This is a genomic window from Pseudomonas sp. CCNWLW23 (genome assembly GCF_037095675.1).
Lineage (GTDB): Bacteria > Pseudomonadota > Gammaproteobacteria > Pseudomonadales > Pseudomonadaceae > Aquipseudomonas > Aquipseudomonas atacamensis.
Genome location: NZ_JBAWKM010000004.1, coordinates 14,263 through 29,287 on the forward strand (window position 1 = coordinate 14,263; position 15,025 = coordinate 29,287).

Sequence of the window (15,025 nt, forward strand, 5' to 3'; positions counted from 1 at the left end):
CCTCTGACGGGCATGGGATCCTTGGCGCTTTTGCGCCAAGGGAGTCCTTTATGTCGACCATTCATATCGCCGCTGCGCTGCTGCTCAACCCGCAAGGCCAGACCCTGCTGGTGCGCAAGCGCGGCACCACGGCTTTCATGCAACCGGGTGGCAAGATCGAGGCCCATGAGCTGCCGATCCACGCCCTTGCCCGAGAGCTGGAAGAAGAATTGGGTCTGCAGATCGACCCGGCGCAGGCGATTTTCCTCAACAGTTTTTCCGCCCCCGCCGCCAACGAGCCGGGCTTCATCGTCCATGCGGAAATTTATCAACTGACCATCGATACTGACGTCTGCCCGGCGGCGGAAATCGAGGAAGTCATCTGGGTCGATCCGGCCACTGATCCGGCGCTCGAGTTGGCGCCATTGACACGCGAGCACATCCTGCCGTTCTATCGCCGTTCACTGACTGCACTCGCCTGATCATTCCGCAAAGGACGTTGCCATGATCCCGTTGCAAGACCTGCTGATCTTCGCCGCCGCCGCATTGCTGATGGTGCTGACGCCGGGGCCGAACATGATCTATCTGATCTCGCGGTCGATCTGTCAGGGGCGCCGCGCCGGAGTGACTTCGTTGCTTGGCGTGGTTGGCGGGTTCTTCGTGCATATGTTCGCCGCGGCGGCGGGTTTGACGGCGGTGTTTCTGGCGGTGCCGATGGCCTATGAAGTGTTGAAATGGGCCGGTGCGCTGTACCTGCTGTGGCTGGCCTGGCAGGCGCTGAAACCCGGCGCACGTTCGCCGTTCGAAGCGCAGCAATTGCCACCGGACTCGTCGCGCAAGCTGATCACCATGGGCTTTCTCACCAGTGCGCTGAACCCGAAAATCGCCGTGTTCTATCTGTCGGTGTTTCCGCAGTTCATCAGCCCTGAGCACGGCTCGGTGTTCGCCCAAAGCATCGTCCTCGGGCTCACGCAGATCAGCGTCAGCTTCAGCGTCAATCTGTTGATCGCGCTGTTCGCCGCAGGCATCGCCTCGTGGTTCGTGCGCAATCCGACGTGGTTGGCGATGCAGCGTTATTTCATGGGCCTGGTGCTCGGCGGCCTCGCCGTAAAACTGATGCTCGAACAACGCCGGGCCGCCTGACATGTGGATCGAGCGGCTGGACGCCAGCCATGCCCTGGCTTACCGCGAACTGATGCTTGAAGCCTATGACCGGCATCCGCAGGCCTTCACTTCCAGCGTGCGCGAACGCGCAGTGATGCCGTTGAGTTGGTGGGAAGGGCGCCTGACCAGCAAGCTCGATGTGGTGCTGGGGGCATTCGATGCCGGGACGTTGGCCGGGATTGTCGGCCTGGCGTTCGAACCGCGCGAGAAGGCGCGCCACAAGGCAACGCTGTTCGGCATGTATGTCTCTGCGGATTTTCGTCGCAAGGGGCTGGGCTTTGATCTGGTCCAGGCGGCATTGGCCGAAGCGCAAAAGCATCCGGCGCTGAAACTGCTGCAGCTCACCGTCACCGCCGGCAACGACGCGGCTTTTCAGTTGTACCAGCGTTGCGGCTTCATTCAGTACGGCCTCGAACCGCTCGCCGTACGAGTGGGCGAAGAGTATTTCGACAAGATCCACATGTGGCGCCAGCTCTGACCCAGCGATAATTTCCGCCTACTGATCGTTCCCACGCTCTGCGTGGGAATGCAGCCCGGGACGCTCTGCGTCCCATCCAAAGCCGAACGCAGAGCGTCCGTTGAGGCATTCCCACGCAGAGCGTGGGAACGATCATCTCCTGCACAGCAGATCAGCGTACGGCGCTGACCCCATCGAGGGTCGAAAACGAGGTGTCCTTGGCGGTCAGCAGGAAATCGCGCATGTACGGCGCGTCGAGCATGTCGGTGCGAATCGCCGCGTACAGCGTCGCGAACAAGCCCTTTTCACCCAACCGTTTGCCCTTCACATAACCGCGCGAGCTGTATTCATGCAGCGCCCAGTGCGGCATGCCGCAGACGCCACGGCCGCTGGCGACCAGTTGCATCATCATCACCGTCAGTTCCGAAGTGCGCACCTGCGCCGGTTCAATGTCGGCCGGTTCAAGGAAGCGGGTGAAGATGTCCAGACGATCACGCTCGACCGGGTAGGTGATCAGCGTTTCCGTCAATAAGTCTTCAGGAACGATGTACGGCTTACTCGCCAGTGCATGCTGATTGGCCACGGCGAGCATGGCTTCGTAGGTGAACAGCGGCACGTAAGTGATGCCGGCAATCTCCAGCGGATCGGAGGTCACCACCAGATCCAGATCGCCCCGGGCCAGTGCTGGCAGCGGGGCGAAAGCAAAACCCGAAGCCAGGTCCAGCTCGACTTCCGGCCAGGCATCGCGGAACTGGTCGATGGTCGGCATCAGCCACTGGAAGCAGCTGTGGCATTCGATCGCCATGTGCAGACGCCCGGCGGTGCCACCGGCCAGCCGACCAATGTCCCGTTCAGCGGCGCGCAACAGCGGCAGGGTGGCGTCGGCCAGTTGCAGCAGGCGCAAACCGGCGCTGGTGAAGCGCACCGGTTTGGTCTTGCGCACGAACAACTGCATGCCCATGCGCTCTTCCAGCTCTTTGAACTGGTGCGACAAGGCTGACTGCGTCAGATGCAGGCGGTCAGCGGCATCGACCAGGCTGTCGGCTTCGCGCAGGGCGTGCAGGGTTTTCAGATGTCGGATTTCAAGCACCGGCGGGCTCCATGAAGAAAACTTGTGACGAATGCGTAGAAGGTGAGTTTGTCTCATGGAGCACGCTTTGTCGATCTGCAGGCCAGGATCCGGCGGAGCACTCGACAGACGACCGCTCGGCACTCTTCATCAAACTGTCATGCAAGTGTGGCAGCGCGCTCGCACGAACTTCATCAGACTCGCGCTCTACTGGGGTGCTGCGTTTTGGTGTTTTTCATGTTCAAGAGATTGTTTTCAGTCGCGGCCGCGTTGGCCGCGCTTTTGTTCGGGGCCGGCTCGTTTGCAGCCGGACGCTGTGACGTCAACGTGCCGACCGAGCACGCCGAGCTGGCGCAGGTCAGTCTTGCCTATCAAAGTATCGGCCGCGCATCGGACCCGGCGCTGTTGCTGGTCATGGGCCTGGGTGGGCAGTTGATTCACTGGCCGGATGAAGTGGTTGTCGCTTTGTGCCAGCAGGGTTTCCGGGTGATCCGCTATGACAACCGCGACGTCGGATTGTCGACCTGGCGGCAGGCGCCGATCGAGGCCAATCTGACCTTCGAAGTGCTGCGTTACAAACTCGGTCTGCCGGTCTCGGCCCCTTACAGCCTGACTGACATGGCCGACGATGCGCTGGGCTTGATGACCGCGCTGAAGGTTGAGCAATTCCACGTGCTCGGCGCGAGCATGGGCGGAATGATCGCCCAGCACATGGCGGCGATGGCGCCGCAGCGGGTGGAAAGCCTGACGCTGATCATGACCACTTCCGGCGCTGAAGGTCTGCCGGCGCCGAGTGCGGCGCTGGTGCAGTTGCTCTCGCGCCGAGGCGCGCCGAACCGCGAAGTGGCGCTGGAGCAACAGGCCGATCTGCTCGCGGCACTCGGTAGCCCGGCGGTAACCGATGATCGTCAGGCCTTGCTGCAACAGGCGGCGGCCTCCTACGACCGCGCGTTCAACCCCGAAGGCGTCAAGCGCCAGATCATGGCGATCCTTGCCGAACCGAGCCGGGTGGCATTGCTCAATCAACTGCGCGTGCCGACCCTGGTGGTGCACGGCACGGCAGATCCGCTGCTACCGGTGATGCACGGCGTGCATCTGGCGGCGCACATTCAGGGCAGTCAGTTGAAACTGATTCCGGGACTGGCGCATCGCTTTCAGGAGGCGTTCAAGGAACCGTTGCTGGCGGCGGTGCTGCCGTATCTGCAGGCGCATCGCGAGGATACTTCGCATTGGGCGCAGGTCGATCCGGCGGCGCCGAACAATCTGCTGTAAGAGTGCGCCAGCATCCTGTCGCCAAAAAAATATCAATGTGCCACTATTGTTTGCCGCGTTGTTGCCGATAAGGCGCAGGAACGTTTTCAGACATAGGGACTTGATCCATGATTTTTCGCGCTACACGTCAATGGGTCGCGCTGGCTCTGCTCGCCGTACTGACTCTCACCGGCTGCGCCCATGTGCAACCGCCCGTGGCCCTGGACAAACAGTTCTGGGATGCCAAAGAGCCGACCATCGGTGTGGCCATTACCGTCGTACCGTCGCCAGTGCTGGCGCTGACCGGCAATCAGGGCATCCTCGATTACGCCATTAATGCCGGCGTCAACAGCAAGCTCAGCGCCAATGTCGAGACCTGGCAGGTACGCGATCTGGAAACCCTGCCCGACGCCATAGTCGCCAAGTTGCAGGCCAAGGGCTACAAGGCCAAGCGCATTGATGAAAAGGTCGATCTGAAGACCTTCAAGGAAGTCGATTTCCGCGAGGGCTACATGACCAAGGACCTGTCGCCGATGAAAGCTGCCCACGGCATCGACCGTCTGCTGCTGGTGTCGATTTATGCCACCGGTGCCACCCGCAGCTACTACAGCATCGTGCCCACCAGCGTGCCGATGGCCCAGGTCGGCGGCCAGGGCATGGTGATCGATCTGTCGGACAACAAACTCTTGTGGTACCAGCCATTCGCCGCTGTGCAAGCCGCGCAAGGCGAGTGGGACGAGCCGTCCTACACCAACCTGTCCAACGCGTTCTATCAGGCGATGGATAACAGCCGTCAGCAAATGATCGCCCCGTTCGCGCAATGAAACGTCTGGCGCTGACCCTCGCGGCGATCTCGCTGCTGGTGTTGCCTGGCTGTGCGCAGAAACCGGCACCCGAGGCCGGTTTCAAGGATCAGGCCGCCATGAGCTATGTGCAGGCACACGGGCTGAAGGTCGACGTGCAACTGCCGGCGGAATTCGTCGGCGCCAGCACGGTGATCGACAGCAAGGCGGCAGTGAACGCGGCCAATTCCAGCTACACACTGGTGTCGAGCTCCGGCGCTGGCGCCGGGTTGGCGGGGATTCTGGTGGCCAGCCTGATCAACACGCAAATGGGTTCCGGTACGTTACAGCGCGATGCCGAAAAAGCCGCGCTGAACGAATCGCGGCCGCTGGCCGACCTGCTTGCTGGCGTGCCGTTGCAGGAGCGCTTGCAACAGCGTTTTCAGGCGGCGTCGCAGGTGTCCGGATTCAAGCAGGGGGCAGGTGCGGTGACGGCACGCTTGCTGATCGAACCGAAGCTGATGCTGACGCCCGATCGCGGCAGTTTCGTGCTGGTCAATCAGGTGCAATTGCAGGATATCGCCGGCTCGCCGCTGTACCGCATGCGCATCGAAGTGGCCAGTCAGCCGATTCGTCGTTGCGGCAAGCAATGCATTGATGATGGCGCCCTTGACCTGGCCAAGGTCACCGCCGTGCTGGATGAATGCATTGATGAATCCATGCGCGTGTTGAGCGCCGACCTGATGCAACCGACGCCACCGCCCGCCGCGCAGGAAACCCTGCGTTACGTGCTCGACGGCCAGCGCGTGGTCGAGCGCGGTTATCAACTGGCGCAGAGCGGCAACTACTGGCGCTACCGCAATCTCTACGGTGCGGTGAAGTCAGTGCCGGTGCCGTTCGAGGATGCCTTGTCGTCCGCGCAACTGGCCCGAGTCTACGGTCGCTAGAGGCAGATGCGCGTGGGTTCAGGCATGCAGCCTGACCCACACGCTCACCAGCACCGTCGCCGCTATCAACCAGGCTACCGCCGCCACCGCCAGTGACGCTTCCAGGCGCATGCGGTCGACCATCACATACAACGTCGCCAGATACACGAAGTAGGGAATGATCGACCACATCCCAAACACGATCGTGGTCTTCAGGTCGTCGACCGAACGCCCCTTGCCAACGATGTAGTGCGCAATCAGGGCAAAGGTCGGGAACAGCGGCACCAGGCCGGCGATGTAATAGTTTCTGGTCTTGGACAGTGCCGCGAGGATCAGCACCACTGCCGCGCCGATAGCGGCTTTGAGAATCAGATCCATCAGTGGCTCAGCCCGTACTTTTTGACTTTGTCGAACAGCGTGGTCTTGGCCATGCCCAGTTCCTGGCTGGCCTGGGTCAGGTTGCCGCCGCTGCGTTGCAAGGCGTCGACCAGCAGATTGCGCTCGAACGCTTCCACCGCTTCGGCAAACGCCAGGCCCTGGCCGGCGCTGGCCCCGGACTTCTTGAAGGCCGGCAGGCCGAGGGCGAAGCGTTCGGCGACGTTGCGCAGTTCGCGCACGTTGCCCGGCCAGTCGTGGCTCATCAGGTTCGACAGGGTCTGGTTGTCCAGCTCCGGCAGCGCGCGGTCGAAGCGCAGCGCCGATTGCTGGGTGAAGTGTTCGAACAGTTGCAGGATGTCTTCGCGGCGTTCGCGCAGCGGTGGCAATTCCAGGGTCACGACGTTGAGGCGGTAGTACAAGTCGCTGCGAAACTCGCCGGCCTTGCTTGACTCATCGAGGTCGGATTTGGTCGCCGCAATCACCCGGCAATCCACCGCCACACTCTGGTTCGAGCCGAGCCGTTCGAGGGTGCGTTCCTGCAATACGCGCAGCAACTTGATCTGCAATGGCAGCGGCATGCTTTCCACTTCGTCGAGGAACAGCGTACCGCCGTCGGCATGCTCGATCTTGCCGATGCGGCGTTTGCCGGCGCCGGTGAAGGCGTTGGCTTCGTGGCCGAAGATCTCGCTTTCAAAAAGGTTTTCCGGCAGGCCGCCGCAGTTCAGCGCGACGAACTGTTTGCTGTGGCGCCGACTGAAATCGTGCAGGCAACGGGCGACCAGCTCCTTGCCGGTGCCGGTCTCGCCTTCGATCAAGACGTTGGCCGAAGTGTCGGCGACGTTGGCGATCAGTTCGCGCAGATTCTGCATCGCTGGTGAACGGCCGATGATCCGCCCTTCAAGGGAGTCGCGTTCAGCCAGTTGCCGACGCAACGAGGAAACCTCGCGGGCGAGGCAGCGTTGCTCCAGCGCCCGTCGCGCGACATCGACCAGGCGCTCCGGCGAGAACGGTTTTTCCATGAAATCGTAGGCGCCTTTCTGCATCGCGCCGACGGCCATGGAAATGTCGCCGTGGCCGGTGATCAGCACCACCGGCAGGCTGCGGTCACGTTGCTTGAGACGGGTGAGCAATTCCAGGCCATCGATGCCCGGCAGGCGGATGTCGCTGATGACGATGCCGGCAAAGTTGTCGCCGACCTGCGCCAGTGCTTCTTCGGCACTGCCGACGCCGATGCACGGAATGTCTTCGAGGGTCAGCGCCTGTTGGCAGCCGAGCAGCACATGGGGGTCGTCTTCGACAATCAACACACTGAGTTCGTGGTTCATATTGGCTCGGCAGGAGTAGGGCTTACCAACGGTAAACTGAGGACGAAAGTGGTGCCACCGCCGGCCGGGTGTTCGACACCCAGGTGCCCGCCGGTAGCGGCGGCGAGGCTGGCGGACAGGGTCAGGCCCAGTCCCAGGCCTTGCTCGCCGGGTTTGGTGGTGAAGAACGGTTCGAACAGATGCTTGCGCGCTTCGGCGTCGATACCGTGGCCGTTGTCGCGCACCCGCAAGCGGTACTTGCCGTTGAATTCTTCCCCCTCCAGCCACAGTTGCGGCTGTGGTTGCGCGTGCATGGCGTCGAGGGCGTTGCCGATCAGGTTGACGAGGATCTGTTCGAGGCGGGTCTGATCGATCAGCAGCTGCACATCGGCAAACTGCCGGTGAATTTGCAGCGCGGTGTTTTCCACACGCGCGCCGAGCACTTGCAAGGCGGCGTCGACGGCTTTGCCGAGACTGGCCTGACCCTTATTGTCGCCGCGCCGGGCAAACGAACGCAGGCTGGCGGTGATCCGGCCCATGCGGTCGATCAGGTCATTGATGGTCTTGAGGTTGGTGCTGGCGACGTCGAGCTGGCCGCGCTCGAGAAAGCGCACGGTGTTGCCCGACAGCGTGCGCATCGCCGCCAGCGGCTGGTTCAGTTCATGGGCAATACTGGTCGACATCTGGCCGATAGCCGCGAGTTTGCCGGCCTGCACAAGTTCATCCTGGGCGCGGCGCAACGTCTCTTCGGCCTGGCGGCGCTCGCGGATCTGACTCTTCAGGCGTTCGTTGCTGGCGCGCAGATCGGCGGTGCGTTCGGTAATCCGACGTTCGAGTTGGCTGTTGGCTTCCTGCAACGCTTCGCGGGCGGCGAGACGGGTGGCGAGGACTTTGCGTCGCTCGTTCCAGGCAATCAGCAGGAAGGCGAACAGGGCAAACGCCACCGCCACCAGGATGCCTTGGTTGATCGCTTCGCGGCGCAGGTCCTGCAACGGCGTGAGCAGGGTGAAATTCCACGGCGTGTCGCTCAGCAGTCGGGTTTGCGCCAGATAACTGATGTCGTCTTCGTCGGGCTGTAATTCGCTGTTGGCCGGGAAAGTCAGTTTCTCCACGCCCTCGGCCAGTGTCTCGCGGGCCAGCGGTTGCAGTTCGTTGAGCGGGAACCAGTAGTACTGCAGGCTGCGGGCGAGTTTTTCCTTGACCTCATCGCTGAGCGGGATCACCGATTTCAGCCGCCTGGCGGGATCGCTGGAGAGAATGATGATGCCGTTCTCATCGCTGACGAACGCTTCCAGACGCGCCCGTTGCCAGCGCTCTTCCATGGCTTCCAGACGCACCTTGACCACCGCGACACCGATGATCTTGCCGTGCTCTTCGAGGCCGTGGGCAAGGTAGTAACCGGGTTCACCATTGGTGCTGCCGATGCCATAGAAGCGCCCGGGCTGGCCGCGCACGGCGTCTTTGAAATAGGCGCGGAAGGACAAGTCTTCACCGAGATAACTGTCGACATCGCGCCAGTTGCTGGTGGCCATGACCCGGCCGGTGGTGTCCATCACGTAGATGGCCCGGCTGCGGCTGCGGCGGTTCAGGCCTTCGAGGTAATCGTTGACCGTCTGCCGGTGCTCCGGGGTCGGGTCGGCCAGCAACTGCGGCACACTCGTTTCGAGTTCCAGCAGACTGGGCAGGTAGGTGTATTTGCTGATCTCGCTTTCGACCGCGCGGGCGTGCAGTTCCAGCTGACGCTGGCCGTTCTCGCCGAGGCTGCGGATGCCGAAGTGTTCACTGGTCCAGAAGCCGATAAAACCCAGCCCGACCATCAGGGCGATGATCAGTGGCGGCAGGAACAGATGACGGATCAGACGGGGCTTCACGGCAAGTGATGGCTCTGCAGCGCGATAAAGAGTGGGGTCGCATTTCATCACAGATGCCTTGGGTCAACCACAACACTTGTTTGTGCCTGTGGCGAGGGGATTTATCCCCGTTGGGCCGCGAAGCGGCCCCAAAACCATCACTGCGGTTTAACTGAAAGACCGCATGCACAGGTTTTACGACTGCTGCGCAGCCGGACGGGGATAAATCCCCTCGCCACAGGGGATCTCATTGTCAGGCTGCCCGCACCCCACAGACAGGGTGCGGGTGTGTTGCTTTTAGTGCTGCAGAATTTTCTCGAGGAAGTGCTGCGCGCGTTCGGAGCGGGCGCTGATGTCGCCGAAGAATTCCTCTTTCGGGCAGTCTTCGATGATCTTGCCCTGGTCCATGAAGATCACCCGGTCCGCCACTTTACGGGCGAAGCCCATTTCGTGGGTCACGCACATCATGGTCATGCCTTCGTGGGCCAGCTGCACCATGACGTCGAGCACTTCATTGACCATTTCCGGGTCGAGCGCCGAGGTCGGTTCGTCGAACAGCATGACGATCGGGTCCATCGCCAGCGCACGGGCAATCGCCACACGCTGTTGCTGACCGCCGGACAGTTGCCCCGGATGCTTGTGGGCGTGCGCCGACAAACCTACGCGCTCGAGCAGTTGCAGGCCTTTTTTGGTCGCCTCTTCCTTGCTGCGGCCAAGCACCTTGATCTGCGCGATGGTCAGGTTTTCGGTGATGGTCAGGTGCGGGAACAGCTCGAAATGCTGGAACACCATGCCCACCCGCGAACGCAGTTTCGGCAGGTTGGTTTTCGGGTCAGCGATCGACGTACCGTCAACCACCACGTCGCCTTTCTGGAACGGCTCCAGGGCGTTGACGCACTTGATCAGCGTCGACTTGCCGGAACCCGACGGGCCGCAGACCACAATCACTTCGCCTTTTTTGACCTCGGTGCTGCAATCAGTCAGCACCTGGAAGTCCCCATACCACTTGTTGATGTTTTTGATAGAGATCATACGGCGAACCTTTTTTGCAGACGCTTGACCAACCGCGAGGCGGCGAAGCTGATGATGAAGTACACGAGACCGGCGAAAATCAGGAACTCATTGGAGCGGCCGATGATGTCGCCGCTGGCGCGCGAGGCATTGAGGAAGTCCACCAGGCCCACGGTGTAGACCAGCGAGGTGTCCTGGAACAGGATGATGCTCTGCTGCAGCAGCAGCGGGGTCATCTTGCGGAACGCCTGCGGCAGGATGATCAGGCGCATCATCTGCCCGTAGTTCATGCCCAGCGCTTGCGCGGCACCCATCTGGCCCTTGGAAATCGACTGCACACCAGCCCGGACGATTTCGCAGAAGTACGCCGCTTCGAACATCATGAATGCCACGACGCACGAGGTGAACGCACCGATCGGCGTGTCTTCGCCGGTGATCCAGCGCAGCACGAACGGCACCGCCAGGTAGAACCAGGTGATCACCAGCAGCAGCGGAATCGAGCGGAAATAGTTGACGTAGGCGCCGGCGATGCTCGACAGCAGCTTGTTGTGCGACAGACGGCACAGCGCGAGGATCGTGCCGAGAATCATCCCGCCGATCACGCCCATGGCCATGAGCTTGAGGGTCATCACCATGCCGTTCCACAAACCGGGAATGGCCGGGACGATGCCACTGAAATCGAATTCCATTATTTACCCCCCACGGAGATCAGGCCGGGCACCGCGACTTTCTTCTCGACCAGGCGCATCAGCAGCATCAGGCTCATGTTGAGGGTGAAATAGATCAGGGTTGCCAGGGTGAACGCTTCGAACAGGTTGGCCGAGAACTCGGCGGTCTGTTTGGTCTGCGCCAGCAATTCCATCAACCCGATCAGGGACGCCACGGAGGAGTTCTTGAACACGTTCAAAAATTCCGAGGTGAGCGGCGGAATGATGATCCGGTAGGCCTGGGGCAGCAGCACGTTCCAGTAGATCTGCGGCAGTTTGAAACCCATCGCGCGGGCGGCGGATTCCTGGCCACGAGGCAGCGCCTGGATACCGGTACGCACTTGCTCGCAGACACGGGCGGCGGTGAACAGACCGAGGCAGACGACAACGCTCAGGTAGGCCGAAGTAGTCGGGTTGAGGTCCTGCTTGTACCACTCCTGCAGATCCGGCGGCAGCAGATCGGGCACCAGAAAGTACCAGATGAACAGCTGCACCAGCAGCGGCACGTTACGGAACAGCTCGACGTAGCAGGTCGCGATGCCCGATACGATGCGGTTCGGCACGGTGCGCATGATGCCCAGCAGCGAGCCGAGCAGCAGGGCGATGATCCACGCCACGACGGCGATGGCGATGGTCCAGCCCAGACCGGAGATGAACCAGTCGAGATAGGTCTCGCTGCCCACGCCGGTGGACTTGAAGAACACGCCCCAGTCCCAGTTGTAATTCATTAGGGTCTCCCCTCGATTCGATCGATGTACAAGTGCCCGCCTGGGGAACTCCGTTCCCTCCCCAGTCTTTTTTCAAAGACCGGGCACACGCGATCGGCTCGACAGCCACCGGTTCGAGTGTTTCCAGAAAAATGCCAGCAGGGAGTGACCATCCCCTGAAAAGGCAGGCGCCTCCTCAGGGGATAAGGTTAGTCAGAAAATCAGGACTTCTTGTCGTCAGCCGCTTTGTCGGTCGGATTGGCGATCAGGGTCTTGAGCTCGTCGCTCATCGGGAAGTTCAGGTTCAGGCCTTTTGGCGGAATCGGCTGCATGAACCACTTGTCGTAGATCTTGTTGATGTCGCCCGAAGCGTAAGTGGCCTTGATCGCGTCATCCACAGCCTTTTTGAACGGCTCGTCGCCTTTGCGCATCATGCAGCCGTAGATTTCGTACGACTGTGGCGTGCCGGTCACTTCCCAATCGGCGGCTTTCTTGGCCTTGGCGGCTTCGCCGGCCAGCAGCGCGTCATCCATCATGAAGGCAACGGCACGGCCCGATTCCAGCATCTGGAAGGACTCGCCGTGGTCTTTGGCGGAGATGACGTTCATGCCCATCTGCTTGTCGGCGTTCATCGCCTTGAGGATGCGCTCGGAAGTGGTACCGGCGGTGGTCACGACGTTCTTGCCTTTCAGATCGTCGAAATCCTTGTACTTGGAGTCTTTCTTGGACAGCAGACGGGTACCGATTTCGAAGATGCCGACGGAGAAGTCGACCTGCTGCTGACGCTCGACGTTGTTGGTGGTCGAACCGCACTCGACGTCCACGGTGCCGTTCTGCACCAGCGGGATACGGGTCTGCGAGGTGACGAGGTTGTATTTGACTTGCAGGTTCGGCAGGTCGAGGTCTTTCTTGATCGCTTCGACGATGGCCAGCTGGATGTCGTGCGAGTAGCCGACCGGTTTGCCGGATGCATCAGCGATGTAGGAGAACGGAATGGAGGCGTCACGGTGGCCCAGGGTGATGACACCGGACTCTTTGATTTTCTTCAGGGTGCCGGTGAGCTCGGCGGCGAAAACTGGCGTGCTGATCAGAGCGGCAGCAATGGCTGCGCCCAGGATATGGGGAACGATGCGCATCAAATTTTCCTCGACATTGTTTTTTTTATGGAGCCAGTTTGTCGGCCCTTTTTGTGCTTCGAATGCCTGACGGCTCCTGAAGTGTTGGCACAGCAGGCATTCGTCGAGAGAGTGTAGAGCATGACTCGTGCCAGAGCAGTCGAAGTCAGTTAAGCGGTTGTTTTATAACGTTATTAAAGTTTTATGGCGGTAATTTGTTGAAGATGAGATCCGGTTAACCGAATCGACTGTGGAGTCGCGTTCGGAAAACCGAACGATCAAAAGCCCCTCACCCTAACCCTCTCCCGGAGGGAGAGGGGACTGACTGCGGTGGATGGTCGAGTTACGGCGACGTGAGATACCGAGTCGACCTCGGACTGTGGAACCCACGGAGATCGGCTCCCTTTCCCCCTCTACCCCTGGGGGGAGAGGGCTGGGGTGAGGGGGAAAAGATCTAACTGCCCCAATCAGGTTCAACAAAGTCCACATAACAAAAAGCCCCTGAATCTCTCGATTCAGGGGCTTTCATTTGAACGGTGAGATCAAGCCGCTTCGATCTTCCGATTCTGCTCAACCTTGCCCAGATACGTCGCGAGCTTCTGCTGCTCCTCCGCTGTGGTGAACAAGCCTAGCTTGGTACGGCGCCACAGGATGTCGTGCGCCGTGGTCGCCCACTCTTCGCTGCACAAATAATCGACTTCGCGGGTGTAGAGACCGCCGCCGATGTGCTCACCCATGTCGGCCAGGCTTTCCACGCCTTCGAGCATGCGCCAGGTGCGGCTGCCGTAGGTGACGGCCCAGCGCCGGGCGATTTCAGTCGGGACGAAATCGAACTTGTCGCGAATTCGCGCGCTCAGCGCCTCTGGCGTGGTCATGTCTTCGCCGCCGGGCAGGGTGGCGGTGGCAGTCCAGCTCGGGCGCATTTGGGTGAAGAACGGCATCAATTGCGCCATCGCCGACTCGGCGAGTTTGCGGTAAGTGGTCAGCTTGCCACCGAACACCGACAGCAACGGCGCTTCTTCGGTACTGCCCGACAGCGCCAGGGTGTAATCGCGGGTCACTGCCGACGGGTTGTCGGATTCGTCGTTGCACAAAGGACGGACGCCCGAGTAGCTGTGCACAATGTCTTCGCGGCTGAGCTGCTTCTTGAAGTGGGCGTTGACCACTTTCAGCACGTAATCGGTTTCGCCTTCGGTGATCGCCACTTTCGCCGGGTCGCCGGTGTACTCGCGGTCGGTGGTGCCGATCAGGGTGAAGTGGTTCAGGTACGGAATAGTGAAAACGATGCGCTGATCTTCGTTTTGCAGAATGTGCGCATGTTCGCCTTCGTACAGTTTCGGCACGATGATGTGGCTGCCCTGAATCAGACGGATGCCGTACGGCGATTCCATCTTCAGGTCGTCACGGATGAACTTGGCCACCCATGGGCCGGCGGCGTTCACCAGTGCTTTGGCGGTGATAGAAAACAGGCTGCCGTCGGCGCGCTCCAGATGCAGATGCCACAAACCTTTGCTGCGACGTGCGCTGACGCAACGGGTCTGGGTGTGCACATGCGCACCTTTTTCGCGGGCGGCCATAGCGTTCAGGACCACGAGGCGGGCGTCATCGACCCAGCAGTCGGAGTATTCGAAGCCTTTCTTGATTTCGCTTTTCAGCGCGCTGTCGGCGCCGAACTTCAGGCTTTTCGAACCCGGCAGTTTTTCGCGCTTGCCGAGGTTGTCATAAAGGAACAGGCCGGCACGAATCATCCACGCCGGCCGCAGGTGCGGGCGGTGTGGCAGGACGAAACGCATCGGTTTGACGATGTGCGGCGCTTTCGCCAGCAGCACTTCACGCTCAGCCAGCGCTTCACGCACCAGACGGAATTCGTAATGCTCCAGATAGCGCAGGCCACCGTGGATCAGCTTGCTGCTGGCCGACGAGGTGTGGCTGGCCAAGTCGTCTTTTTCGCAAAGGAACACCGAAAGACCGCGACCGGCGGCATCCGCTGCGATCCCTACGCCGTTGATCCCGCCGCCAATCACGGCAACGTCATAGATCTCGGAGAGAGGGGGCGTACGCAAGGTAGAGGTGGACATCGGCTGGCCTCGGTTCTTTTGGTTTTATGTCTTGGAAATCGAACATTAATGTTCATTTGCGAAAATGGTAGCCCATAAACACGCGCACAGCCAGTCGCGTTCGATTGAAAAAACTCATCGAAGGGCGATTAAAAGAAAATTTTCGAACATGAATGCGCGCAAGGACGCAGGAGATGTGTTGTGTAATCGATTGTTTTCGCGAGCAGGCTCGCTCCCACATTTTGCAATGCATTCCGAGTGTGGGAGC

15 protein-coding genes are annotated in these 15,025 nt (G+C 60.7%); 6 read left to right on the forward strand and 9 right to left on the reverse strand.

Annotated elements, in window-relative coordinates:
• Window positions 1-50 precede the first annotated feature (50 nt).
• The 3 genes from V8J63_RS07175 to V8J63_RS07185 are packed head-to-tail and all read left to right on the forward strand — an operon-like array spanning window position 51 to window position 1,621.
• Window positions 51-461 (forward strand): NUDIX hydrolase, encoded by a 411-nt coding sequence (locus V8J63_RS07175; protein WP_125925654.1) that lies wholly within the window; start codon window positions 51-53, stop codon window positions 459-461.
• A 22-nt stretch (window positions 462-483) separates the two neighbouring features.
• Entirely contained in the window at window positions 484-1,122 is a 639-nt protein-coding gene (locus V8J63_RS07180) for a LysE family translocator (RefSeq protein ID WP_024014171.1), read from the forward strand.
• 1 nt (window position 1,123) lies between these two features.
• Window positions 1,124-1,621: a GNAT family N-acetyltransferase gene (locus V8J63_RS07185; protein WP_122747866.1), complete on the forward strand. Its 498-nt coding sequence runs from the start codon at window positions 1,124-1,126 to the stop codon at window positions 1,619-1,621.
• A 151-nt stretch (window positions 1,622-1,772) separates the two neighbouring features.
• Here the strand turns inward: V8J63_RS07185 and metR are convergent, their stop codons facing one another.
• Window positions 1,773-2,690 carry a transcriptional regulator MetR gene (metR, locus tag V8J63_RS07190; RefSeq protein ID WP_016773382.1) on the reverse strand — a complete coding sequence of 306 codons (918 nt, stop codon included), beginning with the start codon at window positions 2,688-2,690 and terminating at the stop codon, window positions 1,773-1,775.
• A gap of 216 nt (window positions 2,691-2,906) precedes the next feature.
• Here metR and V8J63_RS07195 point away from each other — a divergent pair, with 216 nt between their 5' ends.
• From V8J63_RS07195 to V8J63_RS07205, 3 genes are all read left to right on the forward strand, one after another.
• A complete protein-coding gene (locus V8J63_RS07195; protein WP_076564013.1) occupies window positions 2,907-3,941 on the forward strand; it encodes an alpha/beta fold hydrolase in 1,035 nt (344 codons plus the stop codon).
• Between the two features lie 107 nt (window positions 3,942-4,048).
• On the forward strand, window positions 4,049-4,744 hold the full coding sequence (locus V8J63_RS07200; protein ID WP_336463828.1) for a hypothetical protein: 696 nt from the start codon (window positions 4,049-4,051) through the stop codon (window positions 4,742-4,744).
• Window positions 4,741-5,649 (forward strand): hypothetical protein, encoded by a 909-nt coding sequence (locus tag V8J63_RS07205; protein WP_130902353.1) that lies wholly within the window; start codon window positions 4,741-4,743, stop codon window positions 5,647-5,649. Before V8J63_RS07200 ends, V8J63_RS07205 begins: the two co-directional genes overlap by 4 nt.
• A gap of 18 nt (window positions 5,650-5,667) precedes the next feature.
• On the opposite strand, the gene V8J63_RS07210 is transcribed toward V8J63_RS07205, so the two are convergent.
• The 8 genes from V8J63_RS07210 to glpD all read right to left on the reverse strand — a co-directional run bounded on the left by V8J63_RS07210 (window position 5,668) and on the right by glpD (window position 14,778).
• Window positions 5,668-5,997, reverse strand: coding sequence for a GlpM family protein (locus tag V8J63_RS07210; protein ID WP_172834034.1), 330 nt, complete (start codon window positions 5,995-5,997; stop codon window positions 5,668-5,670).
• 8 nt (window positions 5,998-6,005) lie between these two features.
• On the reverse strand, window positions 6,006-7,331 hold the full coding sequence (locus V8J63_RS07215; protein WP_336463829.1) for a sigma-54-dependent transcriptional regulator: 1,326 nt from the start codon (window positions 7,329-7,331) through the stop codon (window positions 6,006-6,008).
• Window positions 7,328-9,229 (reverse strand): sensor histidine kinase, encoded by a 1,902-nt coding sequence (locus V8J63_RS07220; protein WP_073473185.1) that lies wholly within the window; start codon window positions 9,227-9,229, stop codon window positions 7,328-7,330. The genes V8J63_RS07215 and V8J63_RS07220 overlap by 4 nt, the downstream gene beginning before the upstream one ends.
• A 228-nt stretch (window positions 9,230-9,457) precedes the next feature.
• The gene (locus V8J63_RS07225; protein ID WP_016773390.1) at window positions 9,458-10,192 is read right to left on the reverse strand and encodes an amino acid ABC transporter ATP-binding protein; all 735 of its coding nucleotides are present in this window, start codon (window positions 10,190-10,192) and stop codon (window positions 9,458-9,460) included.
• A complete protein-coding gene (locus V8J63_RS07230) occupies window positions 10,189-10,860 on the reverse strand; it encodes an amino acid ABC transporter permease (protein ID WP_016773391.1) in 672 nt (223 codons plus the stop codon). Before V8J63_RS07230 ends, V8J63_RS07225 begins: the two co-directional genes overlap by 4 nt.
• Window positions 10,860-11,606: an amino acid ABC transporter permease gene (locus V8J63_RS07235; protein WP_056790046.1), complete on the reverse strand. Its 747-nt coding sequence runs from the start codon at window positions 11,604-11,606 to the stop codon at window positions 10,860-10,862. The genes V8J63_RS07230 and V8J63_RS07235 overlap by 1 nt, the downstream gene beginning before the upstream one ends.
• Window positions 11,607-11,806: 200 nt before the next feature.
• Entirely contained in the window at window positions 11,807-12,721 is a 915-nt protein-coding gene (locus V8J63_RS07240) for a glutamate/aspartate ABC transporter substrate-binding protein (RefSeq protein ID WP_110603271.1), read from the reverse strand.
• A gap of 521 nt (window positions 12,722-13,242) precedes the next feature.
• The gene (gene glpD, locus V8J63_RS07245) at window positions 13,243-14,778 is read right to left on the reverse strand and encodes a glycerol-3-phosphate dehydrogenase (RefSeq protein ID WP_016773394.1); all 1,536 of its coding nucleotides are present in this window, start codon (window positions 14,776-14,778) and stop codon (window positions 13,243-13,245) included.
• Window positions 14,779-15,025 lie beyond the last annotated feature (247 nt).

Bases quoted from the DNA above. Each gene is read 5' to 3' on its own strand.
- V8J63_RS07180 (WP_024014171.1), top strand. From the start codon at position 484: ATGATCCCGTTGCAAGACCTGCTGATCTTCGCCGCCGCCGCATTGCTG.
- V8J63_RS07200 (WP_336463828.1), top strand. From the start codon at position 4,049: ATGATTTTTCGCGCTACACGTCAATGGGTCGCGCTGGCTCTGCTCGCC.
- V8J63_RS07235 (WP_056790046.1), bottom strand. From the start codon at position 11,606: ATGAATTACAACTGGGACTGGGGCGTGTTCTTCAAGTCCACCGGCGTG.
- V8J63_RS07185 (WP_122747866.1), top strand. From the start codon at position 1,124: ATGTGGATCGAGCGGCTGGACGCCAGCCATGCCCTGGCTTACCGCGAA.
- V8J63_RS07220 (WP_073473185.1), bottom strand. From the start codon at position 9,229: ATGAAATGCGACCCCACTCTTTATCGCGCTGCAGAGCCATCACTTGCC.
- V8J63_RS07175 (WP_125925654.1), top strand. From the start codon at position 51: ATGTCGACCATTCATATCGCCGCTGCGCTGCTGCTCAACCCGCAAGGC.
- V8J63_RS07195 (WP_076564013.1), top strand. From the start codon at position 2,907: ATGTTCAAGAGATTGTTTTCAGTCGCGGCCGCGTTGGCCGCGCTTTTG.
- V8J63_RS07215 (WP_336463829.1), bottom strand. From the start codon at position 7,331: ATGAACCACGAACTCAGTGTGTTGATTGTCGAAGACGACCCCCATGTG.
- V8J63_RS07240 (WP_110603271.1), bottom strand. From the start codon at position 12,721: ATGCGCATCGTTCCCCATATCCTGGGCGCAGCCATTGCTGCCGCTCTG.
- V8J63_RS07205 (WP_130902353.1), top strand. From the start codon at position 4,741: ATGAAACGTCTGGCGCTGACCCTCGCGGCGATCTCGCTGCTGGTGTTG.
- V8J63_RS07230 (WP_016773391.1), bottom strand. From the start codon at position 10,860: ATGGAATTCGATTTCAGTGGCATCGTCCCGGCCATTCCCGGTTTGTGG.
- glpD (WP_016773394.1), bottom strand. From the start codon at position 14,778: ATGTCCACCTCTACCTTGCGTACGCCCCCTCTCTCCGAGATCTATGAC.
- V8J63_RS07225 (WP_016773390.1), bottom strand. From the start codon at position 10,192: ATGATCTCTATCAAAAACATCAACAAGTGGTATGGGGACTTCCAGGTG.